This is a genomic window from Kribbella orskensis, assembly GCF_004342085.1.
Classification (GTDB): domain Bacteria; phylum Actinomycetota; class Actinomycetes; order Propionibacteriales; family Kribbellaceae; genus Kribbella; species Kribbella orskensis.
Genome location: NZ_SLWM01000001.1, coordinates 126,287 through 152,025, shown reverse-complemented (window position 1 = coordinate 152,025; position 25,739 = coordinate 126,287). Strand labels below are relative to the sequence as shown.

Below are 25,739 nucleotides of genomic sequence, written 5' to 3'. Positions count from 1 at the left end.
AGGAGCCCTCGTGAACCGGACAGCCATTGCCACCATCGACGACGGTAGTCGACTGAGCGATCTGATCCTCGAGCTTCAGGAGAAGGGGCTCAAGGTCACCGGCCCGTTGGAGCGAAGGCCCGGCGGTGCCGGACCCTCGGACGCCGGGATGATCTGGGTGGAGGGCACGCCGGTCACCGTTCCGGTCGATGCCGAGTATGTCGCGAGTACGCCGTTGTCCCTGGTGGCCGAGGATTCCGGCCACGCGATCTACCGCGACGGGGTCAGACTCGCCTCCGCCACGCCGGCCGGCCGGCCGCGGTTCTACGACCTGACCACCGCCGATGGGACGCCGTACTGGAAGCTCGCCCTGATGCACCTGGATTCGCTCGCGAGCACCGTCCTGCAGACCTGTGCGTACTGGGGCAACGACGACCAGTGCACCTTCTGCGGTATCGGTGTCTCGCTGTCGTCGGGCAACACAGTCAAGGTGAAGCGGCCCGAGCAGCTCGCGGAGGTCGCCGTCGCGGCTCGCGACCTCGACGGCGCCGTGGACATCACGCTGACCACCGGCTCGACCTTGGGCAGGGACCGCGGCGCCTACTACGTCAGCAAGTGTGGTCATGCGATGAAGGAGGCCTCGGGTCTGCCGGTCGAGGTGCAGTTCGAGCCGCCGACGGATCTCGCCGTCATCGACAAGGTGCACAGCCTCGGCATCGACTCGCTCGGCATCCATGTCGAGTCGTTCGACCCCGACGTGCTGGCGAGGGTCGCTCCGCCCAAGGCGAGGACCGGGATCGAGCGGTACTTCGAGACCTGGGAGTACGCGGTCGAGCGGTTCGGCGAGGGGCAGGTCTCGACGTACGTCATCCTCGGGATGGGCGAGGATCCCGAGGTGACCCTGGCTGGGTGCAAGCGGGCCATCGACATCGGGGTCTACCCGTTCATCGTGCCGCTCCGGCCGGTCCCGGGCAGTCTGATGGCGGACGCGACCCCGCCGAGCCGGGCCTACACCGAGAGCATCGCCCGGGCGGTGGCGCCGGAGCTCGTCAAGCGCGGGCTGACTGCTGACAAGGTCTCGGCGGGCTGCGCGAGGTGCCAGGCGTGCTCCCCTCTCGGCTCGCTGGAACGCACCATTCAGCTGGGAATGCCCAAGCTTGGGGGCGCGCTGCCGGGGCGTGCGTCGTGAACCCGTCGGCGGACATCGGTATCTGGCGCGCGGCCGGACCGGACCTCACGGTGCACTACTCGATCCGTCACCAGGTCTTCGTGCTCGAACAGCGCGTCATGAGGCTGACCGACATCGACCTGCGGGACATCGAGCCGAGCACGATCCACGTGCTGGCAGCCCGGGGCGCACAGGCAGCCGGCACGGTGCGCGTCTATCCCCTGGAGAACGGTCTATGGCAGGGGGACCGGCTTGCCGTGCTCCCCTCGCACCGCTCGTCCCTGATCGGCGCCGAGCTGGTCCGCTTCGCGGTCGCGACCGCCGCCGCCAACGGCGGTGGCTGGATGCGGGCGCAGATCCAGCTGCCCAACGTGCGGTTCTTCGAGCGGCTCGGCTGGGTCCGCTCCGGCGATCCCGAGCCGTACTGCGGGTTCGACCACCAGCCGATGCTCTTCGACCTGGCTGAGGCACTCGCGCCGCAGCACCTCGGCCGGCCCGACCAGGTGCTGCTCGAGGACCCGATGGAGCTGCCGGGCCTGCGGGCAGGCTAGATCCCAACAGCTAGATCCCGACAGCTAGATCCACAGGCCGGTCACGGCCTCGGTGGCGAGGTCCACCATGATCGCCTCGCTGCCGCCGCTCGCCAAGGTCAGTTGGCTGGCCTCGGTCACCTCACCCACCGGCTCGCACGTCAGGCCGTGCCGCTGGAACACGGCCTGACAGTCGGCGACCCGGTCCGCCGTCGTGGTGAGCCAGAATCCGTAGGTAGGAAAGGCGAGCAGCCACCGGTGCGGATCCGTCTCGGCGGGGTACGGCATCAGGTCGAGGTCTACCCGCGCGCCGTGCCGGGTGAATTCGAGCAGCATGGCCAGCGAGCCGAGAGCCCCGGCCATGGAGACGTCCTTGGCGGCCACCGCGGCCCCGGTGTCGGCGACCTCGGCGAGCAGGCGCACGTCGCGGGCGAGGGTCGCGGACTGCTGGTCGATCGAGGTGAAGAACGGGAAGTCCGCGCGCAGGGTGCCGTCCAGGCAGGCGGCGAACAGCACGGTCTGGCCCGGCCGGACATTTGCCATCGACAACGGACGCCGCACCTGTCCGAGCGCGAAGGCGGACAGCGACGCGTCGGAGTCCGCCCGGGTCAGGTGTCCCCCGACGATCGGCACGTCGTACATCAAGGCCGCGTCGCGCATGCCGCGCAGTACCTCCGAGACGTCGGCGTCGCGACCGACGACCGTGTTGACGATGGCCTTCGGGATGCCACCCATCGCGGCGACGTCGTTGACGTTGGCCAGTACCGCGGCGATGCCGGCGCCGTACGGGTCCTTGCGCACGAAGGCGGGGGCGATCGCTTCACCGCAGACGACCGCGCTGGCTCCGTCGAGCTCCACCACCGCGCCGTCGTCGCCCGGACCGTGCACGGGGTCGCTGGTGTCGACGAAGGTCCGGACCCGGGCGATGGCGGACTTGCCCGAGACGCCGGTGTGCGAACGCACCGCCGCCACCAGGTCGTGCAGGGAAGGTTCGGTGCGGAGCAGGGGTGGACTGGTCATGTCGCGTATCTTATAGTAAATGCCCATATCGGTCGAGAGATGCCAGCCCGGCCGGACCAACCGTCGAAAGGCTTCCTGATGAGTGTGCCCCCTGTCGTCGAACTGCCGAACGTCGTGGACGTGGTCAACATCGGGCTGCCGCTGTTCGAGACAGCGCTGCGGGCCCAGGAACAGGCGGTCATCGGGGTGGACTGGCGGATCCCGGCCGGTGGCGACTCCGAGGCGGTGGCCGCGCTGGCCCGGCTCCTCGGCCCGCGGGCGGACCGGATCGAGCGCGCGAACGCGGAGGTGATCCGCCGGCTGAACGAAGGCGTGCCGATGCTGGTCGGCATCGATCGCGCCGGCGACGTCATCCCGGGCTTCGGCGAGCGTGACGTCCTGCACTGCGGTCCGGCCATCGCCTGGCAGGACATGCCGGACCCGTTGCAGCGTTCGGTACGCGCCGCCGTGGTCGCGGAGGGCTGGGCCGAGGATGTGGCCGCCGCCGGGGCTCTCGTCGAGTCCGGCAAGGTACGACTGCAGCCCGCCAACGAGCACAGCACCGTCGTACCGATGGCCACGTCGATCGGCCCGTCCGCACCGGTGTACGTCGTGCAGAACGAGGTCGGAGGCACCACGGCGTACTCGAGCATCAACCAGGGCTCAGGTGCCGTGCAGTGGTTCGGGGTCGACAACGACCAGGCCATCGAGCGGCTGCGGTTCGTCCGGGACGCGGTCGGACCGGTGCTGGCCGAGGCACTGGCGTCGCGCGGGCCGGTCGACGTGTTCGCCCTTGCTGCTCAGGGTGTCCCGATGGGCGACGACGTCCACATGCGAGTCCAGGCGACCACCAACCTCTTCCTGCGTGACCTTCTTCCCTACCTGGTCCGCAGTACCCACCCCGCGGCGCCGGAGGTGGCGACCTTCCTCAGCGGCAACCACCTGATGTTCCTCAACGTGGCCATGGCCGCCGCCAAGTCCCTGGTGGAGTGGGCTCGCGACGTGCCGGAGTCCAGCATCGTGACCACGATGTCGCGCAACGGTTCGACGTACGGCGTGCGCCTCGCCGGCGGCGGCGACTGGTTCCTCGCGCCGTCACCGCCGATCCAGGATGCGCTGTACTACCCGGGATACGGGCCGGAGACGAGCGCGCCGGACATCGGTGACAGCGCCGTGCTCGAGCTGGTGGGGCTCGGTGGTCCCGCCGCGGCCAACTCGCCTGCCGTCGCGGGCTTCCTCGGTGGCCGGATGTCCGACGCGATCGCCGCGACGCGCAGCATGCAACGGATCTGCGCGGGGGAGAGTCCTCGCTTCCGGCTGCCCATCCTGGACAACATCGGCACGCCCGTCGGCGTGGACGTGCGCAAGGTGGTCGAGCTGGGCATCACCCCGGCGGTCAACACCGGCGTCATCCACGCGTCGGACGGCAGCGGCCAGGTGGGTGCCGGCGTGGCCTGGGCTCCGATCGCCTGCTTCATCGACGCCCTGCTCGACCTCGACCGTCGCCTGGCCTGACGCGATGCCGGCGCACCTGCGGCCTCTCGTCGTGGGCTCGGGGGTCGATGTCGCCCACGTCGACGGTGCCCACGGAACCGTGGTCGGGACCTTCCGGCACGGTTGCTATGTGCAGGTAGGCGGCGAGGTCTACGCCATCGCGGGTCCCGCCGTCGCGCCCGGGCCGATCCATCTGATCGTGGCCGCGCCGCCGGCTCGCGTCACCGAGGGGTTGGCCGTATGGCGCGATGGCGCCCGGCTGCGTTCGTCGCATTGGCAGGTCGAGCTCGGTGAAGCAGCTTTCTTCGCGCCGTGGCGGCCCGGTCGCGCGGACCTGCACCACGCGGCGGCAGCACTCGGATCGATGCTGGAGTCGTTGGCTGTCCCCGCCGACCTGGAGCCACGATGGCACTCGGTACGACGTGCGGTGGCTGCCGGCGATCTCGTCGCGTCGCGCGAGTTGCTCGAAGGTCGAGGGGGAGGCCTGACGCCCACCGGCGACGACGTACTCGCCGGTCTCCTACTCGTGCACGCGTGGCGCGGCGAGGACGAGGACACTCTGCTGCGCGTCGCGCGCGATACCGCGACCACGAACCTCAGTCGATCCTTTCTGACCTGGGCCGCCCGGGGTCAGAGCGTGGCGCCGGTGCACGACCTTGTCGCCAGCGCGGCCGGCCACGACCGCCCGGCGTTCGACCGCGCGGTCGGGACGGTCTCGGCCATCGGTGGCTCGTCGGGCACCGCGCTCCTGTGGGGGATCGGCCTCGCAACCGCCGCGAGCGTCAACCTCGTCCGGCCGGCAGGCGTCCCGCCTGCGAGAAGTTCGGCCTGAGCTGGCGCGGCAACCTCGCCTCGAGGCGGCGGAGGGCATCTCGCGCCTCGTCAGGTGCGCCCACCTCGCCCAGGAGCAGCAGTGAGCCGGTCTGCCGAGCCAGGACGGCGGCGTCCTCACCACGGCCCTGGAGGTGGAGAGCCAGGGCCTGGTACTTGACAGAGCCGGCCGCGCGCGCAGCCTCGAGCAGGGCCTCGGGATCCTCGAGCCGCAGCCTCGAGCGCACCTCGCGGATCCGCAGGTCGGCGCGCCACTTGAACGGCAGCCAGTGCTCGATCAGTTCGGACGCAACCTCGAGCCGCTCCGCCGCACGGTCGAGCTGGCCGTCCAGCCGCTCGGAGTCGGCCAATGAGCAGAGCGCGTGGAGCTCCTGCTCGATCTGCAGACTGCCCGCGTCCACCTCGCGCGACTGCTCGAGCGCCAGTTCGGACAGGTCGTGGGCCCGGGTCGGCTCGCCCAGCTCGCGCCAGACCCACGCGAGTGAGGTGTTCGTCCGCGCTCGGTAGAACGAGACGTCGTAGCGCTCCAGGATCGCGGCCTTCGTCTGCAGGGCCGTCAGCGCTCCGGAGAGGTCTCCGGCGTTGGCGCGCGCCAGGCCGGCGAAGAACAGGCCGCGCAGCAGCGGGTGGAACGCGCCGATCCGGTGCGCGGCCCCGACCGCCTCGTCCAGGACGTCGATCGCCTCGCCGTAGCGGTCGGCGTGGGCCAGCAGGGCGCCGAGGCAGCTGAGTACCGAGACCCGGACCGCTTCCTCCTCGTCGCCGAGCCCGTCGAGGGCTCGTTCGTAGGCCCGGTACGCCGCGTCGAAGTCGCCGGCCCAGTGCTTGGTCCGGCCGAGCAGGTTCCAGGCGCTCGGCCCCGCGCCGGGCATCCGCGATGCCTCGTCGGCACGGGCGACGGCCTCCTCGACGTCGCGGCGGTAGTACGCCGTCCAGCCGAGGCGCTCGACCGCCGTCGCCCGGAGCGAATGCTGCCCGGTCGCGACCGCGAGGGACTCCGCCTCCTGATGGTCGTCGGTGGCCAGGTCGAACTGGCCGAGCTCCTCGTGAGCCGCACCCCGGCCGATCAGGGCCAGGCCTTCCAGCTCCTGGTCGGCTGCCTTCCGGGCGCAGTCGAGGGCGGAGGAGAACAGCCGAACGGCGTCGGCGTTCGCGAACGAGCGACGGGCCAGCACGGCCGCCTCGTACCACGACCTGGCCGCGGCCGGTGTCAGCCCGGAGCGCTCCTGGTGGAGTGCCCGCAGTTCCGGCCTCGCCGAGAAGATCTCCGCCAGTTGCCGGTGGCGCAGTACCCGGATCGGTCCGGGCAGGTTGTCGTACAGGGTCCGACCCAGGATCGGCGGCGAGAAGACGAACAGGTCGTTGCGGGACGCCAGCAGGCCTGCCGCCATCGCCTGCTGCACGGCCGGCATGAAGTCGACCGCCGGACGTCCGACCAGGCGCTCCAGCGTCTCGAGCTCGAAGGCGGTCCCGATCACCGAGGCGGACTGGAGCAGGTCCTCGACCTCGCGGCCGCTGCGGCGTACCCGGTTGAGGACCATCGATCTCAGCGTGCCGGGAATGTCCGATCGGTCCTCCCCGCGGCGCAGCGCCGCGAGTACCTCGACCACGAACATGAGCCGGCCCTGGGTCAGCTCCCAGACGAAGGCCGCCTCGTCGGGGACCCGGGCCTGGGCCGCCAGCTGGGCGACCTCCGACTCCGTCAGCGGACCGAGCTCGACCAGCAGGCTGCTGTCGGCCAGGGAGCCCAGTTCCGCGTCCAAGCGGTCGGACGGCACCGTGGCGACCACCAGGAGTGGCACCTCGCCGAAGGAGTGGAGGAGCCACTGGAGTGCCTCGACGGTGGCGGTGCCGGCCAGGTGCAGGTCGTCGAAGAAGAGCAGCAGCGGTTGCTCCTCCGCCGCGGTCGCGAGGACGTGGCGCATCGTGTTGAGCACGCGCCGGTGCTCGATCTCCGGGCTTGCCCGCTGGTAGTCGGGCGTACCGACGACATCACGCAGGTCGGGCACCAGCTCGACCGCCGTGTCCGTCCAGGACCCGAGCAGAGCCGGCAGGTCTTCGGGCGCGGTCGACAGCAGGATCCGGCTCAGCGCGGTGACGAGCGGCTGGAGCGGGGAGGAGCGTTCGCCCTCGAAGCAGTCGACCCGGATCGCCCTTGCGCCACTGGCGTCGGCGTGGTCGGCAAGGGCCTGGGCGAGCGACGAGCACCCGGAGCCGGGGGTCCCCGTGATCACCACCGAGCCGGCGTGACCAGCGGCGGCATCGTGCCAGCGGCCGACGATCGAGGTGAACTCCTCCGCCCGGCCGATCAGCTCGGAGGTCCCGGTCGCGGCCGGACCGGGAACCGATACCTGTCCTGGTTCGGCCCCGCTCACGATCGCGCTGAACAGGGCGTCGCTCTGCGGGCTCGGCTCGACGTCGAGCTCGTTGCCGAGCTGCAGCCGGAGCTCTTCGTACACGCGCAGAGCGGCCACCCGGTCGCCGAGGTGCCAGTACGCGTCCATCAGCGCGCAGCCGGCCAGCTCGTCGTGCGGGATGTGCCGGAGAACCGCCTCGGCCTGGTTCGCGATGTCGCTCCACATGCCGAGGCGCGCCTCGGCATCCCACCGCGCGCGGTTCAGGCGACGGGTGAGTGCGTCGACATGACGCTGCTGTTCCTCTGCCCAGCTGTGCTGGGCGAAGGCGGGAGGCAGTTGCGGGTTGCCGCCGGCCAGCAGCGCGAAGGCGCGCCGCGCCGCGGTCACCGTCACGGCCGGGCTCAGCGCGGCTCGGGCCTGCGCGGACTTGGTCAGTTCCTCCAGTTGGGCGAGGTCGCTCGTCCAGGCCCGGCCCGCGTTGAAGCGGTAGCCGGTGGACACCGAACCGGTGATGACGTCTGATCCGATGGCCCGTCTCACCCGGCTGACGAGCGAGGCGATCACGCGATCCGCCGTCGCCGGCGCATCGTCGTCCCACAAAGCATCCATCAAGGCATCCGTCTCGACGACGGCGCCGCCGCCGGCGACGAGCCTGCGCAGCAGGATGCCCGCCCTGCCCGCGGGAACGGGGCCGAGTGGATGACCCTCCGGGTCGGTGACGCGCAGACCGCCGAGGACGAACACCGTCGAGGGCGGAGGACTGGTGGACATCGTGAGACACCGCTCCTCTCCAGGAATTACTCCGGCCATCTCCTATAGTGTAGAATCGTCACCTATCGTAGAGGGACTTCGGTCCCGCAGTCGAGCCGAGCGGAAAGGAACGGGTGCGATGGACGCGGCACCTCCCAGCTTCCTCACGGTGCCGGAACGGCCCGCCAAGCCACGATCCGCCGGCATCACCCATGTGTTGGACAAAGGGTATTCCCTCGACCCGGTGCGGTCGGTGCTGAAGGCCTACTCCGGCTGGATCGACGTCTGGAAGCTGGGCTGGGGTACGGCGTACATCGAGCCCGCGCTCGCGCAGAAGATCCGCCTGCTCCGTGACCACCAGGTCAAGCCGTGCACCGGCGGCACGCTGCTCGAGATCGCCTGGCTCCAGAACCGGGTGGCGGAGTTCTTCGACTTCGCCACCTGGGCCGGTTTCGAGTGCGTCGAGGTGTCCCGCGGCGCCACGGAGCTGCCGCTGACCGAGAAGCGCGAGCTGATCCAGCTGGCGAGGTCGCTCGGGTTCGAGGTCTTCGCCGAGGTCGGCAGCAAGGATCCGCTCGAGCTCGTCTCGGCGGTCGACTGGATCGCCGAGCTGCAGGGCGACCTGGACGCCGGCGCGACCTGGATCGTGGCGGAGGGACGGGAGAGCGGCACCGTCGGCCTGTACGACGAGGACGGCTCGGTCCGGGAGTCCCTGCTCGACGAGCTGGCGTCTTCGGCCGCGGCCGGCCGGATCATCTACGAGGCTCCGCTGCGATCGCAGCAGGCGCACCTGCTGCGCCGGCTCGGACCAGGGGTGAACCTCGGGAACGTCGCGCTCGAGGACGTGATGGGTCTGGAGACGCTCCGCCTCGGCCTGCGCTCCGACACCATCGGGCTGGGGATCGAGATCGGGGAGCCGGTCCGTGCTCGTTGAGCCGGAACGTGCCGCCGACCGGGCCACGGATCCGCTGGCCCCGAACGTGGTTCCCTCGCGCTACCGCCAGGTCGCCGTGGCCTCGGTCCCGAGCCTCGACCCCGACTGGCTGACCGAGCACTTCACCGGCCGCGAGGTGTACTTCCGGACCCGGTTCGTGGTCGCTCGTCAGGGGAGCAGGGCGGCGCTGGTCGAGGTGGACCGGCTCCCGACGTCCGAGCTGTTCACCATGACCACGTCCGCGCGGGTGCTCGCCGGGCCGGACGACTGTGCCCTCGTCGTGGACGAGTCCCTCGACACCGCGGTGCCCTCGCAACTTGCCGCCGCGGCCGAGCGCTCCGGCGCCCGGTGCGTCATCGTCGAAGGCCTGTACTCCCACGTGAGCTTCATCCTCAACCCAGCCCCACTGCGGATCCGGCTGGTCGACGTCTACCCACCCGGGCCGCCCAAACTGCTCGACCAGGTCCAGCGGGTGCTCAGCGCAGCGGAGGACCTGCCGCCGGTCGTCGTCGTTCCCGACATCGTCGACAGCCGTGACCTGCTCGCCGACCGGTACGACGAACAGCCGGCCGAACTGCTGATCCCGTGTCGTGGCTCCGGGATGGACTTCCCCGGCAGCAAGGTCTCGTTCCTGGACGAGCGCCCGCCCGAGCGCGAGTGGACGCTGCTCGGGTGCGAGCGGTCCAACCAGATCCATCGCTGGTTCTACGGCAGCACGCCCGACCGGGTCGACATCTGCCCCCGGCAGTGGCTGGCCCCGGAAGGCCAGCCGACGCTCACCCGCTGCTGCCTGATCCAGGAGGGCATCGAGGCCGACGGGCCGGCCCGGTTGGTGCCGTGGGGCGCCTCCCTGGCCGAGGTACGGGCCGCGATCGAACTCCTGGTCGAAACGTCGGAGGTGACGTGGACGCACATCTGATCGACTCCGAGATCTTCGGCCACCAGTGGAGCACGCCGGAGAGCCACGCGATCTTCGCCGAGCCGTCCCGGGTCAGGCGCTGGCTCGAGGTGGTCATCGCGCTCGCGGAGGCCCAGGCCGAGGTCGGGGTCATTCCGGCCGGCTCCGCCGTTGCCATCGCGGGACTGCGCGACCGTGAGCTGGACGTCGTCGCGATCGGCGAGAGCACCCGCGCCACCTCGCACTCGACCCTCGGGATGATCCAGGTACTGCGCACCCTGCTGCCGGCCGACGCCGCCGAGCACGTGTACTACGGCACGACCGTTCAGGACATCTCCGACACCGCTCAGGTGCTGGAGATCGGGGCTGTGGCGGACCTGCTGTGGCGGGATCTGTGGGCGATCGAGGCGGAGCTGCTCGCCCTGGCCTCCACGCATCGCGAGACGGCGATGGTGGGACGTACGCACGGTCAGCCCGGCGCGCCGATCACCTTCGGATTCAAGGCGGCGACGTGGGCGGACGAGACCGGACGCAACCTCGAACGCCTCCGTTCAGGCCGCGACCGCTGGCTGGTCGGGCAGCTCGGCGGCGCCGTCGGAGTACTGGGTTTCTTCGGCTCGAGGGCCATGCCCCTGCGTACGGCGTACTGCCGGCGGCTGGGGCTCGCCGAACCCGCGATCTCGTGGTTGACCACGCGGGACCGGCCCGCCGAGTTCGCCCAGGTGGTGGCGAGCCTGACGACGTCGGCGGCGCGGATCGCGAACGAGGTCTACGTGCTGGCGCGCGCAGAGCTCGGCGAGCTCCGCGAGCCCACCTCCGCGGCCACCGTCGGCAGCATCTCCATGCCCCACAAGCGCAATCCCGAGGTAAGTGAGCAGGTCGTCACCTTGGCGCGGCTGGTCCGCTCCCTGTCCGGCGTCCTCAGCGACACCATGGTTGGCGAGCATGAGCGCGACGGCCGGTCGTGGAAGACGGAATGGGTCGTGCTGCCGGAGCTGTGCCACTACGCTCTGGCCGCGACCGGCATGACGCGTTCGCTGATCAGCTCTCTCGAAGTCGACCCGACGAGGATGCGTGCCAATCTCGAGTCGACCGGCTCGGCGACGTCGGAGCGCCTGCTGAGTGCGATGTCCGAACGACTCGGCAAGCACCATGCGCAGGCCACCCTCCACCAGGCCTATCGCGAGGCAAGCGAGTCCGGCCGAACCCTGAAGGCGGTGCTCGAGGGTCGTGTCGAGGCCGGCGAGCTCGCCGAGCTGGACCGCGTGCACACCGGAGCGGCCGCCGCCATGGCTGACGAGGTGGTCGCCCGCGCCCGCCGCCGGCGCGAGAAAGAGAGCACCTCATGGCGCTAGACCACCTCCCGCGGGTACAGCTCGGACTGTTCCCCACTCCGATGCAGCACGTCGCCGACCTCGCTCCGGGCCTGCAGGACCTGCTACTCAAACGGGACGACCTCACCGGTTTCGCGTGGGGCGGTAACAAGGTCCGGACCGTTGAGTTCGTGCTTGCCGACGCCCTGGAGCGCGGTGCAGACACGCTCGTCGTCGCCGGTGGGCCGGGTTCCAACTTCGCCGCCCTGCTGGCCGTTGCGGCCGCCGCGAGGGGACTGGCGGTCAGGCAGGTCTCCTACGGCTCGCCGCGCGGCGCCGCGGCACTCGCGGTGTCGAAAAGGGCCGGCGCGGAGGTGGTCTTCACCGGCTCCGACGACCGCCAGAGCATGGAGGTCGGCGCCCGCGAGCTCGCCGAACGGCTGGGTGCCGAGGGAGCCCGCCCGTACTTCGTGCCCCGTGGCGGAGCTTCGCCGGTAGGCGCCTGTGGCTTTGCCGGAGCAGCAGCCGAGCTGGTCTCGCAGCTTGCCGAGCGCAACCTTCCCCGGGCCACGGTCGTCCTGCCCGTCGGGTCAGGCGGGAGCATCGCCGGGCTGCTCGCTGGCCTCGGTGTCAACGGTCACGCCGACCGGGTCGACATCGTCGGAGTCTCGGTCTCGCGTCCTCCGGATGAAGTCGAGCCCTGCATCGCCGCCTGCGCCCTCGAGACCGCACGACTGCTGGGCGGCGGCGAACCGTCGACCCGCTGGCGGCTGGTAGACGGCAGGGCCGGCGGTCCCGGTCCGGAGGCTGATCGGCTGACCCGGGACGCACTCCGCCACAGCGGTCTCGTCGCCGACCCGGTCTACAACGTGAAGGCACTCCTGTGGCTGGCCGATCACCGCGCCGCGCTGCGGGAACCGACCGTCTACTGGAGCACCGGTGGCGCACTCGCGGCCGCCGACACACTCATCACGACGTTCGCCGAGGCTCGGATTGGATCCGGGGCCGTCGGCGCGGAGGCAAACCCATGACAGCGGTCAACACGGGACGTCGGGTCGAGGGCCCGTCCAAGGATCGGCCGGCCCAGCAGCTCATCGACGCGGGATTCGCCTGGGAGATCGCGGACGCCCCGCTGCTCCACCACGGCCTCAACCTCGCCGACATCGCCCACGTGCTCGATCTGCGCCACCGCCGGATCATCCCCGAGCGTGCGGCTGCCGCACTGCTCGGCGTACTCCTGGAGGCGTATCGGACCAGGCCCGAGGACTTCCCGTACGACGCGGCGTACGGCGAGCCCTACAACTCGCGCGAGCGGCACTTCGTCGCCACGATCGGTGACGACGCCGGCTGGTTGCACGCCGGCCGGCCGCGGCGCGAGGCTGCGCGGGTCGCGCTGCGCATCCTGCTCCGCGGGCTCACCGCCGAGCTCGCCGCGGGCGCCGCCGAGTTCGCGGCCACCTCGTCTCGCACGGCAGCGCGCTACCGCGAGGTCTTCATGCCGGACCAGACCTATCTCCAGCAGGCACAGCCGTCGACGTTCGGGCACTACCTGCTCGGCTTCGTGCCGCCGGCGATCCGGGACTGTGAGCGGCTGGTGGCAGCGCTCGCCCAGCTGAACAGCAGTCCCGGCGGCGCGGGGTGCGTCAACGGCAGCCGGTTGCTCGACGACCGCCGGGTGATCGCGGACCTGCTGGGCTTCGACGATGTCATCACCCATACCCGTGACGCGATGTGGCAGACCGACACCTTCATCGATGTCCTCGCCACCGGTGTCAGCCTGCTGTCGAACCAGTCGAAGCTCGCGGAGGACCTCGAGATCTGGTCCAGCCAGGAGTTCGACTACGTCGACCTGGCCGGTCCGTACACGCGCGCCTCGGTGCTGATGCCGCAGAAGCGCAACCCCTACGCGCTGTCGATCGTCCGCGGCGCCGGGGGAGTGCTGATCGGACGGCTCACCGGCTTCCTGGCCGTGGTGAAGAGCCCTTCGGCCCGCAGCGACAACCTGATCTTCGCGTACGGCGAGATTCCCCGGGCGGTCGAGTTCGCCACCCGGATCACCGCGCTGATGGAGGGGGTGGTCGACACGCTGACGGTCAACGAGAGTCGGATGTGGGAACGGCTGGAGGAGGGCTTCACGCAGGCCACGGACCTGGCGGAGTTCGTCATGCTCCGCTGCGGGGTCGACTACCGGGCGGCGTACCTGATCGTCGGGGAGGTGGTGGGCGCTGCGAGCAGGCGGGGGATCCGCGGCGTGGACATCAGCCCGGAGGATCTCGACGTCGCCGCCCAGCGCGTGATCGGGCGATCGCTGGAACTGGAAGCCGACGAGGTCAGAGCCGTCCTCGATCCCCGTGCCATCGTCGCGACGCGGAGTGCCCTCGGTGGGGCGGCACCCGAGGCGGTCGATGCCATGACCGAGGAGTACCTCGCGAAGGCCGTGGACCTGGGCTACCGGGCGAAACGAGAGCTCGAGAAGTACGCCGCGGCGGAGGCGCGGCTGATCGCCGAGGCCGAGCAGGTCGCGGGGGACCAGCATCGCTGACAGCTGCCGCAAAGCTGTCGTGCCAGGCCGGCAAACGGCCGTGCAACGGCTGTGCAACAGCGGCGGCCACCATCCGTTCATGGAGACGTTCAGTGTTGAACCCGACCGTTGCGGTTGCCGCTTCGAGCAGCACGCGCCCGCCCACCACCGCCGCCTGGTCTCGCTCGAGCGGGAGCCGATGACCGCCCTGGTCGAGCTGATCGAGATGGCCGCGACCTGGGACGAGATCGAGTACGGCGAGACCGAGCCGGTGATCCCTCCCAACGAGTGGATCGCCTTCGCCGAGGACCACGCGTGGATGGACGGCGATCGTGTCTTCGACGCCCTGGTGGCGTTGGCGTCAGTGGCCTTCCCCTCCCGTTCCCGGCGGCTGGCGGCGGTGACTCCGCTGCAGAAGACCGCGGCGGGCGCCGTACCGCGTGCCCTGGCGACGGTCTGACGGGCGGGAGTGACCCCATGACCGACGCGCCCCGCATCGCGATCAACGGCCTCGGCCGGATCGGACGAGCCTTCCTCCGCGCCATCCTCGCCCGCGAGTCGGCGGTCGACGTCGTGGCGGTCCACGACCTGACGCCTGCTTCGACGCTGGCCTACCTGCTGGAGTACGACTCGGTGCACGGTCGGCTGGGCGTGCCCATCGAGGTGGCCGGCGACGAGCTGCGGGTGGGGGAGCGGCGGATCCAGGTACTGCGGTCGAACCATCCGGCGAATCTGCCGTGGTCCGCCCTCGGAGTCGACGTCGTCGCCGAGTGCAGCGGCCAGTACACCACCCGGGAACGGGCCGCGGGTCATCTCCTGGCCGGCGCCAAGCGGGTGATCATCTCCACGCCGACCGACTCGGCCGAGGTCACGATCTGCGTCGGGGTCAACGAGGCGGCCCTCGACCCGGCGGTCCACCGGATCATCTCCAACGCCTCCTGCACGACCAACTGCGTGGCGCCGATGTTCGCCATCCTCGACGAGGCTTTCGGGGTCGACGGTGGCTGGGTCGACACCGTGCACGCCTTCACCAATGACCAGCAGCTCCTCGACCTGCCGCACCACGACCTGCGGCGCTCGCGGGCCGCGGGCCAGAACATCGTGCCGACGGGCACCGGGGCGGACCGCGCCCTGGCGCTGGTGCTCCCGCAGCTGAAGGACCGGGTGCACAGCGTCGCGGTGCGCGTTCCGGTTCCCGACGGGTCCCTGAGCAACGTGGTGGCCATGCTCCGGGAGCGCGCCACGGCCGAGCAGGTGCGCGAGGCCTTCATCGAGGCCGCCCGCTCGGACCGCTGGTCCGGCATCGTCGGCGTCACCGACGTGCCGTTGGTGTCGTCGGACATCCTCGGCGACCCGCGTTCCTGCGTGATCTCGCTCCAGGACATCGAGTCGCACGGTACCGCCGTGCGCCTGTTCGGCTGGTACGACAACGAGTGGGGTTACGCGAACCGGCTCCTCGACCTGGTCGAGATGGTGTCCGCCCGCAGCAACGTCAGGCCACCGGCGAACGAACTCGCTCCGCAGCCGGCCCTGATCGGCTCAGGCGCGGCGTTCGGGAAGTGACACCCACACGACCTTGGCCGTTCGGCCGGACGGGTTGCGCCACGAGTGGCTCTCCTCCGAGCGGAAGTGGAGCGAGTCACCGGCGGTCAGCCGGAAGACCTGGCGGCCGACGGTGAGCTCCAACGTCCCCGACTGGACGTGCACCAGGGACTCGCCGGCCGGGTGCCGGTTGTCCTCGGCGGACCGGGCGCCGGCACCGATCTCGGTGACGCTCGCCGCGAGGTCGAAGGGGCCGGACTCCGCGGAGATGGATCCCACCACGACGTCGCCGTCGCCCTCCGTGCGGGTCCGGCGTTGCTTGGCCGGGGTGTAGACGACCGGCGAGTCGGGGGCCTCGACCTCGCCGATGAAGTGGGCCACCGGGACCTGGAAGGTGGCCGCGAGTTTCAGCAGCGTGGTGATGGTGGGCACCATCGTGCCCTGCTCCACCTTGTGGATCGCGGCCGGCGAGACGTCCGAGCGGTCCGAGAGCTGCTGCAGCGACAGGCCGTGTCGCGTGCGCAGCGATCGCAGCCGTGGGCCGATACCGGACACCACCGCTGAGACCTCGGTCTCCGGCAGCGGCGCCGCGGCGAGCCGGTCGGCCGCCGCGTCGTCGCGAACGCCACCGGAGCTGGTGGCTGAGGGGGACATGCTCTCTCCTTCGTCGGGAACGCGCCGTTGAGTAGCCGACAGCCTATCTCTGATAGTTGACGGCCCGCTATGTCTCACATAGTGTTTTATCGTATCGGATAGGAGATGTTGCGCGGTGCAACCGGAGGAGGCCGAGGATGGACGGGATCCACGACATGGGTGGCACCCACGGCTGGGGCACGGTCGCCATCCAGCCGGACGAGCCGGTGTTCGAGGAGCAGTGGCACGCCCGGACCTTCGCTCTCGGGCTGGCATCGATGGGCGCATCGGGGACCAACCTCGACGCGTTCCGGCACGCGCTCGAGCGGCTCCATCCGGTGGAGTACCTCGCTGACGGCTACTACGGAAGATGGCTCGCGGCTGCCGAGCTCCTGCTGGTCGACAGCGGTGTTCTCGCGCCGGGCGCCGTCGAGGCCCGAGCCCGCCGCCTGGGTGGTGAGGATGTCGTCGAGCCCGCCGACGTCGAGGTGCGCAAGCCGTCGTACGAGCGTGGCGGGCCTGGCTCGCTGCGCCAGATCGACGACGAGCCCGCCTTCGAGGTGGGGCAGCACGTGCGTGCCCGCGACCTCCGCAAGCGCGGGCACACCAGGATGCCGGCCTACGTCCGTGGGCGGACCGGTGTGGTCGATGCCCGGCGGCCGGCGGCTGTCCTGCCTGACAGCACGGCTCACTTCACCGGCGAGGACGCGCAGCACGTCTACACCGTCCGCTTCGAGTCGACCGACCTCTGGGGCTCCGACGCCGAGGTCTCGACCGTCTACATCGACCTGTTCGAGAGCTACCTGGAGAAGACACTGTGACCGCCGATTCCCGCACTGCCGACCGGCCTCCCGCCGCGCTGCGCGCCGAGGCACTCGAGGCGCTGCTGACCGAGCGAGGCCTGGTCAAGACCGAAGTCCTGGACGGGTTCATCAACCGCTACGTGAACGACGTCGGGCCGCTCAACGGAGCCAAGGTCGTCGCCAAGGCCTGGGTGGACCCGGACTACCGCGCCCGGCTGCTCGCCGACGGCACCGGCGCCATCAAGGAATTCGGCTTCGGCGGACCGCAGGGTGAGCACATCGTCGTGGTCGAGAACACCGACGAGGTTCACAACGTGGTGGTCTGCACGCTGTGTTCCTGCTATCCGTGGCCGGTGCTCGGCCTGCCTCCGAACTGGTACAAGGATCCGGCCTATCGAGCCAGGGTCGTCCGGGAGCCGAGGGCGCTGCTCGCGGAGATGGGCCTCGTGGTCGACGACGCCGTCGAGATCAAGGTGTGGGACTCGAGTGCGGAGAACCGGTACTTCGTGCTGCCGCGTCGTCCGGCCGGCAGCGAGAACCTGTCCGAGGAGGAGCTGACCGCCCTGGTCAGCCGGGATGCCATGGTGGGCGTCGCCGACGTGAAGGTCGCCTCATGACCGGCGCCGAGGCTCTCGATGCCGTCGGCGCCACGGCGCTGCCGCGCGCGAACGGCGAGTTGGTGTTCGACGAGCCCTGGGAGAGCCGGGCGTTCGGCCTGGCGGCCGCGCTCGCCGACCAGGGACTGTTCTCGTGGCGGGACTTCCAGACCGGGTTGATCGCCGAGGTCGCCGCGGACGAGTCCGGACCCGGCGAGTATCGCTACTACGACCGCTGGGTCGGCGCTCTCGAGTCACTGCTCTTCCAGCGGGGCGTCGTCTCATTGGAAGACGTCGACGACCGTGCGGACGTCCTCTGCCATCGGCCGGCGGGCCATGACCACCGTGATGGCGAGCATGGCCTCCATGACCACTGACGGTCGCGTCGCGGCCGGGCGAACCGTGACGGGCACCTGGAGATCCGGGTACCACTGCTCGGTGCGAGCAGGGTCGTTCACGATCGAGGTCGACGAGCCGGTGCGGGTCGGCGGGACCGATCTGGGGCCGCAACCGACCGATCTGTTCCTGGCGTCGGTCGCCTCCTGCTTCCTGATGGCACTCAGCTATGCGGCTCGCAAGCGGGAGATCGAGCTGTCCGACCTGTCGGTCGACGTGACGGGCAGCTACGACGGTCAGCGGTTCAGCGCGATCCACGTGCGGGCTCGCGTCGGTGTGCCAGGGGCCGAGCTGGACCAGCTGGTCCGGGCTGCCGAGCGCGTCTGCTACGTGACCAACACGTTGCGCGCCGGCGTCGAGCTGACCACCGAGGCGATCGCCGTCGAGCATTGACCGGCGCGCCGGCTCTGTTTACTATCGGAAACACTCATTGAACTTACGACGTACAGCGGAGAGTGGGCGCTTCTCGTGAAGATTGTTGTGATTGGCGGCGGAGCCGCCGGACTCGGCGCCGCGGGCGCCGCGAAGGGGCAGGACCCGTCGGCGCAGGTGGTGGTGTACACCGAGTACGAGGACGTCGCCTACAGCCCGTGCGGCATCCCGTTCGTGCACGGCCGGGAGATCGAGTCCTTCGAGAAGCTGTTCCTCGCCACCAAGGAGCAGTACGTTGCCCAGGGCATCGACGTGCACTACGAGACCACGGTCGAGAGCATCGACACCAGGTCGAAGACGATCAAGGTCCGCGGTGAGGGTGAGGTCGGCTACGACAAGCTGGTGCTCGCCACCGGCTGGAACTACGACACCCCCGACATCCCGGGCGCCGAGCTCGGCGGTATCTACCACGTCAAGAACATCCGGGCGGCGATGGAGTGGGACCGCCGGCTCGACGACGTACGGTCGGCGGTCGTCGTCGAGTCGGGTCCGATCGCGATGGAGATGGTCTCCGCGCTGCGGCACCGCGACATCGAGGTGACCCTGGTCGACCCGGGTCCGTGGCCGATGGCCGACGTGATCGACCCCGACATCGTCGAGCCGGTCCGCAAGGACTGGGAGGAGGCCGGCGTGAGCCTCAAGTTCGGCGAACACGTCACCGCCTTCAACGGCACGGACACGCTCACGCACGTGAGCACGAGCTTCGGTGACCTGCCGGCGGAGATCGCCGTGATCGGCAGTCACAAGGTGCCGAACAGCGCGCTGGCGCAGTCGGCGGGGATCAAACTCGGTAGCACAGGTGGCGTAGTCGTCGGCCCGGAGCTTCGCACCTCCGACCCCGACGTCTACGCCGCGGGCGACTGCGCCGAGATCCCGCACGGCGTGTCGAACGTCCCCCTCCAGGGCCTTTCCGGCAGCCACGCCTACGCGCAGGGCAAGACCGCGGGTATCAACGCCGCCGGCGGGACGCGCACGCACAATCCCGTGTACGTCCCGTGGGGGATGCTGGCCGGCTCCTGGATGATCGGCGGAGTCTCCTTCGGCGAGACCCTTGCGACGGCTCTCGGGCTGCCCTTCGTGACCGGCGTCGCCAACGGCATCACCAGGGCGCGCTACTACCCGGGCGTGAAGCCGATCACCGTCAAGCTGCTCGCCGATCCCAGCACCCGGCGCCTGATCGGGGCCCAGATGGTCGGTGGCGAAGGGATCAAGGAGCGGGCGGACTTCCTCGGCATCGTGGCCAGGACGGGCATCACCGTCGACACGCTGGCCACGATGGAGAACGTCTACTCGCCGGCCATCGGAGCCTTGAACGAACCCATCGCCATGGCGGCGCAAGCGCTCGTGGCGAAGCTCTGAGGTGGCTGCCGTGACCTTTTCCCGATGGCTGCGGTCGAACTCCGAGCACGCGTTGCTGCGGGACGCGCAGCGCCGCATGGCCGCGAAGTACGACGCGAACCCGCCGGCCCGTCCGCATGACGTCAGGGACCGCTGGTGGCGTCAGGTCTTCGCCCCGGTCTACCGGCTGCTCCCCTGGGGCCTGCGGCGGGTGCTGATGCAACGGATCCCGGGCAGCCACCGCAAGGGGTGGCCGAAGCCGGAGTACATCTCGCCGAACGACCAGTGAACCACCTGCCTCGCCCGGCCGGGCGAGGCAGGACAGCACGGCCGCATCATCCACACCACCAAGGAGTCAGCACATGCCGAAGACGGTCACCATCGAGCCGCCCAAGGAAGGCGACATCCTCTTCGACGTCGAAGAGAAGATCTTCCCCGACTACAAGGCAAACGAAGGCGACAAGGCGTACGTCTTCATGCACACCGTGCCCTTCGAAGGGTCCGTCGGCCTGGTGAACATGCTCACCGCGACCCGCCTGCAGCGCAAGGGTTTCGAGCTCACCTTCATCCTCTACGGCCCGGGCGTTCTGATGGCGTCCGCGGCCCGGGGGTACCCGGCGGTCGGCAACGAGGGCTTCCCGGGCAACCTCGGGTACAACAAGCAGCTGAGGACGCTCATCGACGAGGGCGCCAAGGTGTATGCCTGTCGCTTCGCGATGGGTGCGCTGTACGGCATGCGCGAGGACGACCTGATCAAGGGCGTCATCCCGTTCAACCCCCTGGACGTGCTCGACGCCAACATCCAGGCCTGGCGTGAGCGGGCCATCGTCTTCGCGACCTGGACGGTCTAACCGCGACGAGTCGGTCGACACGAACTGATGCCCCGCAGGCGACGCTGCGGGGCATCTTCGTGTCCGGTTCCCTTTGCTCAGGTTCAGTTGTGCCGGCGGAACCAGGCCACGAGCGCGGGATCGTCGAGTCCGCCGGTGACAAGCGCCGCTCCGGACAGGTCGTCGTCGCGGGTATAAGGGTTGTACGCCGCGACGCAGCGCAGGCCGGCGGCCACGGCCGCCCGGACGCCGTTGGCGGAGTCTTCCACCGCGACGGTCCGGTCAGCCGGGCAGCCGGTCCGGCGGAGTACCTCGAGGTAGACCTCGGGGCTGGGCTTCAGCTCGGGCACTTCGGTGCCTGTGACAACAGTCTGGAACCGGGGACCGAAGACGCGCTCGAGCAACGGTTCGACCCACGCGCGCGTGCCGGTCGTGGCGACGTGCACGGGGATCGAGGCCGCATCGAGCTCGTCGAGCAGACGATGAACCCCGGGCCGGGCCTGCACTCGCCCGTCCGCGATGAGGTCGCGCATGATCTCCGTCTTACGAGCATGCAGCCGTTCAGCCAGACGCCGGGCTTCGACCGGCGTCCGGCCGGTGCTCTCGAACCAGGACGCCAGGCGCCGCGCACCCCCGGCGATCGGGAGCAGCCCGCCGTACGTCGTGACGTCCCAGTGGTCGGGCAGTCCCGCCTCCGCGAAGGCGGTGTTGAAGGCGACCCGGTGTCCGTCGCGCTCGCTGTCGACCAGTGTTCCGTCGACATCGAAGACGACCGCGGCGAGCCGGGTCATGGCCGGTCGAGGTGCTCGCGGACCCGGGCCAGCACGGAGTCGACCGTGAAGCCGTGGTGAGCGAGGACCTCGTCCCCCGGGCCGCAGGTGCCGAACTCGTCGATACCGATCGCGAGATCCACGAGACCACGCCATCCCGCCGTACTTCCGGCTTCGATGCTGATCGTGGTCGCCCGAGGATCGGGCGAGTACTGCGACCTGTCCAGGACGGACACCGTTCGGACGACGTGGCCTTCCGCCGTCAGCCGGTCGCCGACTGCCGCGGCAAGCGACGACTCAGACCCTGTTGCGACGAGCTCGATCGTGGCCGGGTGGTCGCCCGCCGGCCCGGCCGGGAGCTGAGGCAATGCCTGGCGGGACAGGATCAGGGCGGTCGGCCCGTCGGTCCGCTCGAGCGCGAGTCGCCATGCTTCGGCGGTCTGGGCGTCGTCGGCGGGCCGCAGCACCTGCAGTCCCGGGATCACCCGCAGGGACTCGAGCTGCTCGACCGGCTGATGGGTCGGTCCGTCCTCACCGACCGCGATGGAGTCGTGGGTGAGGACGTGGATGACGGGTTGCCGCATCAGCGCCGCCAGCCGCAGAGCAGGGCGCAGGTAGTCGGCGAACACCAGGAACGTGCTGCCGTAGACGCGGAACCCACCGTGCAGGCTGATGCCGTTCATGATCGCCGCCATCGCGAACTCCCTGATGCCAAAGGCAATGCTGGAGCCCCGGTAGTCGGCGCGCGTCACGATGGCGCCGCCGATCGCGGTACCGGTCGAACCGGAGAGATCGGCCGACCCGCCCACCAGTTCTGGCATCAGGCGAGTCAGCTCGGTCAAGCAGGCCTGGGACGACTGCCGCGTGGCCCGGGGCGCGTCGGCGATGACCTTTGCGAGCGCATCACCCACGCCGTCCGGCAGTGTCCGGTCCTGGGCACGGCGGATCTCCGCCGCGCGCTCCGGTGCGCCGGCCTCCAAAGCGGAGTACGCCGCCCGCCAGTCGGCGTGCTCCTGGGCGCCGGCAGCGGCCAGCGCAGTACAGGTCGCGCGTACCTGCTCCGGTACCGCGAACGGGGGATACTCCCAGCCCGCTTGCTGCATGGCCTGGGCCAGCACGCTTTCCCCGAGCGGCGACCCGTGGGCCTTCGGGGTACCTTCCACGCCGGGTGCGCCGTGACCGATGACGGTGCGCACCGCGATGAAACTGGGCCGCGGGTCCGCCTTCGCGCGGGAGATCGCGGCGTCGATCGCCTCGACGTCGGTGCCGTCCTCGATGGTCTGCGTGTGCCAGCCGTACGCCGCGAAGCGGACCGGCTGGTCGTCGCTGCAGGACCGGTCGACCGCGCCGTCGATGGTGATCGAGTTGTCGTCCCACAAGACGATCAGCCGGCCCAGCCCCAGGTGCCCGGCGAACGACGCGGCCTCGTGGCTGATGCCCTCCATCAGGCAGCCGTCGCCGACGATCGCGTAGGTGTGGTGGTCGGTGAGCTCGGGATGGCGCGCGTGGGTCATGCGCTCGGCGAGGGCCATGCCCACCGCCATGCCGAGGCCCTGACCGAGCGGTCCGGTCGTGCACTCGACCCCCGGAGTGTGCCCGAATTCGGGATGGCCGGGTGTACGCGAGCCCAGCTGACGGAACCTGCGCAGCTCCTCCTCAGGGAGGCCGTAGCCGAAGATGTGCAGCAGCCCGTACAGCAGGGCCGAGCCGTGGCCGGCGGAGAGCACGAAGCGGTCGCGATCGGCCCAGTCCGGGGCGGACGGATCGTGCCGCAGGTGGCGGCTCCACAGGGCCCAGGCCATCGGTGCGGCACCCATCGGCATGCCGGGGTGTCCCGAGTTCGCCGCCTGCACCATGTCCGCGGCCAGGAAGCGCAAAGTGTCCACGGCCAGCCGGTCGACCTCGACGGACGAGGCGGACTCGCGCTGCAGAACGTCGGTCATCAGGCTGCCTCTCCCTGGTACCGGCCTGCCGCGGCGGCGCGGAGCTGCCTGACGGCGGCCGGCTTTCCGTCCGGATGCGCGTAAAGCCACGAGCCGGAGATGAAGACGTCCGCGCCCGAGGCGGCCGCGCCGGGGATGGTCTCGGTGGTGATGCCACCGTCCACCTCGAGCTCGACCGGCAGTCCCGAGTCGTCGATCAGTCGGCGCAGCCGCGCGACCTTCCGTTCCACCGCGGGGATGTAGGCCTGTCCGCCGAACCCCGGGTTGACGGTCATGGCGAGCACCAGATCGGTCTCGCTCAGGACGTTCTCGACCACGTCGGCCGGTGTGTGCGGATTCAGCGCGACACCGCTGCGCGCGCCGAGATCGCGGATCCGGCCGAGGGTGCGATGGAGGTGGGTGCACGCCTCGGAGTGCACGATGACCAGCTCACACCCGGCGGCGACGTACCGCGGCAGCAGCTCGTCCGGGTTGATCACCATCAGATGTGCCTCGAAGGGGACATCGCTGTGCGGGCGGGCCGCCGCGATCACGTCCGGCCCGAAGGTGAGGTTGGGCACGAAGGCGCCGTCCATCACGTCCCACTGGATCCGGTCCACGCCGGCGTCGGACAGCTCGCGAATCTCCTCGCCGAGGCGGGCGAAGTCCGCGGGCAACACCGAGGGCACGATGAGGGGCCGCCGGGGACGGGGGGACCTGGTCATGGGCAGAGGCCTTCCTGTCGGGTGCTCCAGCACACCGCGCCGCGCCGATCGCGCACTCACCCGAGTGGGTGGCGCAGTGGGTGAGATTCCCTGTGGGTAAAGGCGCGCGGGGGTGGATGGCCCTACTCTTGCCTGTATGCGGCCACCCTCAGCGACGCCTCTGCGCCTTGTCCTGGTCGACGACCACGAGATGGTGCTGCACGGCCTCGTCGCCATGCTCGGTCACTTCCCCGAGCAGGTGGCGATCGTGGGACAGGCGACCACCGCGTCGGCGGCCCTCACGATCGTGGCGGAGGAGCGACCCGACGTGGTGCTGTGCGACGTACGGATCGGGAAGGAGAGCGGCCTCGACCTCTGCCGCCAGCTCACCGCGCAGTACCCCGGGACCAAGGTCGTGCTGCTGACCGTCTACGACGACGAGCACTACCTGTACCAGGCGCTCCGGGTCGGTGCCTCCGGCTACATCCTCAAGCGCATCGACGGGCAGGAGCTGGTCGGCCATCTGCGCAGGGTCCGCGAGGGCGAGACCGTCATCGACCACGCGCTGGCGGGGCGGGTGGCCCTGTCGGCCGCACGGCTCAGCGCCGGGGAGTTCTGGCCGGGTGCGCACCTCGGGCTCACCCAGCGCGAGTCGGAGGTGCTGGAACTGCTGGTCTCCGGCCACTCGAACAAGGGGGTCGCGAGCAAGCTGGTCGTGAGCGAGGACACCGTGAAGACGCACATCCGGGGTCTCTACCGAAAGCTCGGAGTCTCCGACCGCAGTGGCGCCATCGCCGTCGCATTGCGCGAGGGGTTGTTCCGTTGACCACCGGCGCGGGGACGGTTCCGGGCGCGGAGGATCTCGCCCGGCTGCTCGACGCCGACGGGGTGCTGCTGTTCGCCAGTGACGGCCAGGACCTCACCGTCGCGGACATCTGGCCGGCGCATCCCGCCGCCGCCGCGCTGAGCCTGCCGGTCGGGTTCGGCGTCACCGGACTCGTGGCCCGCAACGGCAAACCTGTACTGCTCGACGCCGACTCCCCGCGCAACGTCCTGCACCGTCAACTGCTCGGGCTGGAACCGCAGCGGACCGTCGCCCGGATGTGCCTGCCGCTGCCGGGCCTCGAGGATCGCATCGTCGGTGTCCTGGCCGCGCATCGCAGTCCCCGCAAGCCTTTCGGGTCCGACGACCTCGCCGCGGCGGCGCCGTACACCGCTGTGCTCGGCCTCAGGCTGCACGCCGAGCAGCTGTGGCGGACGGTCAACCGTCATCGCACGGAGCGGGACCGGCTGATCAAGCAGGCGATCTCGGCCCAGGAAGCCGAACGCCGGCGCATCGCCTTCGACCTGCACGACGGTGTCACCACAGCGCTGGCGTCCATGTCGTTCCATCTGTCCGCCGCCGACCTGACCGTTTCCGAGCTCGCGGCACGGGATCTTCTGGCCGGACCGCCGTCGCACCAGGAGTTCGAGCGGGCGCGGGCAGAACTGGTGAGCGCCGCGAAGCTGGCCGACCTGGCCTACGACCAGACGAGAGCCGCGATCTCCGGACTGCACAGCCTGGTCCTCGACGATCTCGGTCTCGTGGCCGCGATGGAGTCCCTCGTGCAGACGGCAGCGGGCGGCGACGACGGTCCGTCGATCGACCTGCTGGTGGATCCCGAGGCGGCCCTGGACGACATCCCGGACCACGCGGCCGCGGCGCTGTACCGGATCGCCCAGGAGGCGCTGGCCAACGCCGTCAAGCACGCCGAGGCCGACCGCGTCGTGCTCTCGCTGCGACGGGTCGGCGACTCGATCGTGCTCGGGTGTGCCGACGACGGTCTGGGCTTCGATCCCGCGGAACGCCGCACCGCCCGGGCCGGTGACGCCGACGGCGCACAACACTTCGGGCTCAGCTCCATCGCCGAGCGCTGCGCGCTGATCGAGGCGTCCCTTCGGATCGAGTCCGTCCCCGGTCGCGGTACGACGTTGCTGGTCGAGCTCCCACTCTGACCGA

Annotated in this window: 26 protein-coding genes; 20 read left to right on the top strand and 6 right to left on the bottom strand. The window is 70.4% G+C overall.

Translation table 11 applies throughout. From position 1 onward, the window contains the following. Positions 1-10: 10 nt before the first annotated feature. Both EV644_RS00760 and EV644_RS00755 read left to right on the top strand, forming a co-directional pair. Positions 11-1,168, top strand: coding sequence for an MSMEG_0568 family radical SAM protein (locus tag EV644_RS00760; RefSeq protein WP_132187449.1), 1,158 nt, complete (start codon positions 11-13; stop codon positions 1,166-1,168). Continuing rightward, a complete protein-coding gene (locus EV644_RS00755) occupies positions 1,165-1,698 on the top strand; it encodes an MSMEG_0567/Sll0786 family nitrogen starvation N-acetyltransferase (protein ID WP_158292706.1) in 534 nt (177 codons plus the stop codon). The genes EV644_RS00760 and EV644_RS00755 overlap by 4 nt, the downstream gene beginning before the upstream one ends. A gap of 24 nt (positions 1,699-1,722) precedes the next feature. Here EV644_RS00755 and EV644_RS00750 read toward each other — a convergent pair whose 3' ends face one another. Next, on the bottom strand, positions 1,723-2,697 hold the full coding sequence (locus EV644_RS00750) for an AIR synthase related protein (protein ID WP_158292705.1): 975 nt from the start codon (positions 2,695-2,697) through the stop codon (positions 1,723-1,725). A gap of 78 nt (positions 2,698-2,775) precedes the next feature. Between EV644_RS00750 and EV644_RS00745 the strand changes: the two genes are divergently transcribed. Then, positions 2,776-4,191 (top strand): YlbE family protein, encoded by a 1,416-nt coding sequence (locus EV644_RS00745; RefSeq protein WP_132187452.1) that lies wholly within the window; start codon positions 2,776-2,778, stop codon positions 4,189-4,191. A gap of 4 nt (positions 4,192-4,195) precedes the next feature. Continuing rightward, on the top strand, positions 4,196-5,002 hold the full coding sequence (locus EV644_RS00740; RefSeq protein ID WP_132187453.1) for an oxamate carbamoyltransferase subunit AllH family protein: 807 nt from the start codon (positions 4,196-4,198) through the stop codon (positions 5,000-5,002). Here EV644_RS00740 and EV644_RS00735 read toward each other — a convergent pair. Beyond that, positions 4,953-8,129 carry an ATP-binding protein gene (locus tag EV644_RS00735; protein WP_158292704.1) on the bottom strand — a complete coding sequence of 1,059 codons (3,177 nt, stop codon included), beginning with the start codon at positions 8,127-8,129 and terminating at the stop codon, positions 4,953-4,955. The genes EV644_RS00740 and EV644_RS00735 overlap by 50 nt on opposite strands. A gap of 118 nt (positions 8,130-8,247) precedes the next feature. Here EV644_RS00735 and EV644_RS00730 point away from each other — a divergent pair, with 118 nt between their 5' ends. From EV644_RS00730 to EV644_RS00705, 7 genes are all read left to right on the top strand, one after another. Further along, positions 8,248-9,042 (top strand): phosphosulfolactate synthase, encoded by a 795-nt coding sequence (locus tag EV644_RS00730; RefSeq protein ID WP_132187455.1) that lies wholly within the window; start codon positions 8,248-8,250, stop codon positions 9,040-9,042. Next, on the top strand, positions 9,032-9,961 hold the full coding sequence (locus tag EV644_RS44325) for an XcbA family protein (RefSeq protein WP_158292703.1): 930 nt from the start codon (positions 9,032-9,034) through the stop codon (positions 9,959-9,961). Before EV644_RS00730 ends, EV644_RS44325 begins: the two co-directional genes overlap by 11 nt. Next, positions 9,946-11,295, top strand: coding sequence for a class-II fumarase/aspartase family protein (locus EV644_RS00725; RefSeq protein ID WP_158292702.1), 1,350 nt, complete (start codon positions 9,946-9,948; stop codon positions 11,293-11,295). The genes EV644_RS44325 and EV644_RS00725 overlap by 16 nt, the downstream gene beginning before the upstream one ends. Further along, positions 11,286-12,284 (top strand): 1-aminocyclopropane-1-carboxylate deaminase/D-cysteine desulfhydrase, encoded by a 999-nt coding sequence (locus EV644_RS00720; protein ID WP_132187457.1) that lies wholly within the window; start codon positions 11,286-11,288, stop codon positions 12,282-12,284. Before EV644_RS00725 ends, EV644_RS00720 begins: the two co-directional genes overlap by 10 nt. After that, the gene (locus EV644_RS00715; protein WP_132187458.1) at positions 12,281-13,795 is read left to right on the top strand and encodes an argininosuccinate lyase; all 1,515 of its coding nucleotides are present in this window, start codon (positions 12,281-12,283) and stop codon (positions 13,793-13,795) included. Before EV644_RS00720 ends, EV644_RS00715 begins: the two co-directional genes overlap by 4 nt. Before the next feature lie 79 nt (positions 13,796-13,874). Further along, on the top strand, positions 13,875-14,234 hold the full coding sequence (locus tag EV644_RS00710) for a hypothetical protein (RefSeq protein ID WP_132187459.1): 360 nt from the start codon (positions 13,875-13,877) through the stop codon (positions 14,232-14,234). A 17-nt stretch (positions 14,235-14,251) separates the two neighbouring features. Beyond that, positions 14,252-15,337 carry a type I glyceraldehyde-3-phosphate dehydrogenase gene (locus tag EV644_RS00705; RefSeq protein WP_132187460.1) on the top strand — a complete coding sequence of 362 codons (1,086 nt, stop codon included), beginning with the start codon at positions 14,252-14,254 and terminating at the stop codon, positions 15,335-15,337. Here EV644_RS00705 and EV644_RS00700 read toward each other — a convergent pair. After that, positions 15,314-15,970 carry a helix-turn-helix domain-containing protein gene (locus tag EV644_RS00700; RefSeq protein WP_158292701.1) on the bottom strand — a complete coding sequence of 219 codons (657 nt, stop codon included), beginning with the start codon at positions 15,968-15,970 and terminating at the stop codon, positions 15,314-15,316. The genes EV644_RS00705 and EV644_RS00700 overlap by 24 nt on opposite strands. A 137-nt stretch (positions 15,971-16,107) precedes the next feature. On the opposite strand from EV644_RS00700, the gene nthB reads away from it, so the two are divergent. The 7 genes from nthB (at position 16,108) to EV644_RS00665 (ending at position 20,365) form a co-directional block, all read left to right on the top strand. After that, complete coding sequence (gene nthB, locus EV644_RS00695; protein WP_132187462.1) at positions 16,108-16,770, top strand: nitrile hydratase subunit beta; 663 nt, start codon at positions 16,108-16,110, stop codon at positions 16,768-16,770. After that, positions 16,767-17,369 (top strand): nitrile hydratase subunit alpha, encoded by a 603-nt coding sequence (gene nthA / locus EV644_RS00690; protein WP_132187463.1) that lies wholly within the window; start codon positions 16,767-16,769, stop codon positions 17,367-17,369. The genes nthB and nthA overlap by 4 nt, the downstream gene beginning before the upstream one ends. Then, on the top strand, positions 17,366-17,725 hold the full coding sequence (locus tag EV644_RS00685) for a nitrile hydratase accessory protein (protein ID WP_132187464.1): 360 nt from the start codon (positions 17,366-17,368) through the stop codon (positions 17,723-17,725). Before nthA ends, EV644_RS00685 begins: the two co-directional genes overlap by 4 nt. Beyond that, complete coding sequence (locus tag EV644_RS00680; RefSeq protein WP_158292700.1) at positions 17,715-18,137, top strand: OsmC family protein; 423 nt, start codon at positions 17,715-17,717, stop codon at positions 18,135-18,137. Before EV644_RS00685 ends, EV644_RS00680 begins: the two co-directional genes overlap by 11 nt. A gap of 75 nt (positions 18,138-18,212) precedes the next feature. Then, positions 18,213-19,535 (top strand): FAD-dependent oxidoreductase, encoded by a 1,323-nt coding sequence (locus EV644_RS00675; RefSeq protein ID WP_199239584.1) that lies wholly within the window; start codon positions 18,213-18,215, stop codon positions 19,533-19,535. A 10-nt stretch (positions 19,536-19,545) separates the two neighbouring features. Then, on the top strand, positions 19,546-19,803 hold the full coding sequence (locus EV644_RS00670; RefSeq protein ID WP_132187466.1) for a hypothetical protein: 258 nt from the start codon (positions 19,546-19,548) through the stop codon (positions 19,801-19,803). A gap of 73 nt (positions 19,804-19,876) precedes the next feature. Continuing rightward, a complete protein-coding gene (locus tag EV644_RS00665; RefSeq protein WP_132187467.1) occupies positions 19,877-20,365 on the top strand; it encodes an MSMEG_0572/Sll0783 family nitrogen starvation response protein in 489 nt (162 codons plus the stop codon). A gap of 83 nt (positions 20,366-20,448) precedes the next feature. On the opposite strand, the gene EV644_RS00660 is transcribed toward EV644_RS00665, so the two are convergent. From EV644_RS00660 to rpe, 3 genes are read right to left on the bottom strand one after another with little or no spacing between them, the layout of a single operon-like run. Continuing rightward, complete coding sequence (locus EV644_RS00660) at positions 20,449-21,135, bottom strand: HAD-IA family hydrolase (RefSeq protein WP_132187468.1); 687 nt, start codon at positions 21,133-21,135, stop codon at positions 20,449-20,451. Continuing rightward, entirely contained in the window at positions 21,132-23,057 is a 1,926-nt protein-coding gene (gene tkt / locus EV644_RS00655; protein ID WP_132187469.1) for a transketolase, read from the bottom strand. The genes EV644_RS00660 and tkt overlap by 4 nt, the downstream gene beginning before the upstream one ends. Further along, complete coding sequence (gene rpe / locus EV644_RS00650) at positions 23,057-23,761, bottom strand: ribulose-phosphate 3-epimerase (protein WP_132187470.1); 705 nt, start codon at positions 23,759-23,761, stop codon at positions 23,057-23,059. The genes tkt and rpe overlap by 1 nt, the downstream gene beginning before the upstream one ends. Before the next feature lie 136 nt (positions 23,762-23,897). Here rpe and EV644_RS00645 point away from each other — a divergent pair, with 136 nt between their 5' ends. Both EV644_RS00645 and EV644_RS00640 read left to right on the top strand, forming a co-directional pair. Then, the gene (locus EV644_RS00645) at positions 23,898-24,566 is read left to right on the top strand and encodes a response regulator (RefSeq protein WP_132187471.1); all 669 of its coding nucleotides are present in this window, start codon (positions 23,898-23,900) and stop codon (positions 24,564-24,566) included. Then, the gene (locus EV644_RS00640) at positions 24,563-25,735 is read left to right on the top strand and encodes a GAF domain-containing sensor histidine kinase (protein WP_132187472.1); all 1,173 of its coding nucleotides are present in this window, start codon (positions 24,563-24,565) and stop codon (positions 25,733-25,735) included. The genes EV644_RS00645 and EV644_RS00640 overlap by 4 nt, the downstream gene beginning before the upstream one ends. The last annotated feature ends 4 nt before the right edge of the window (positions 25,736-25,739 follow it).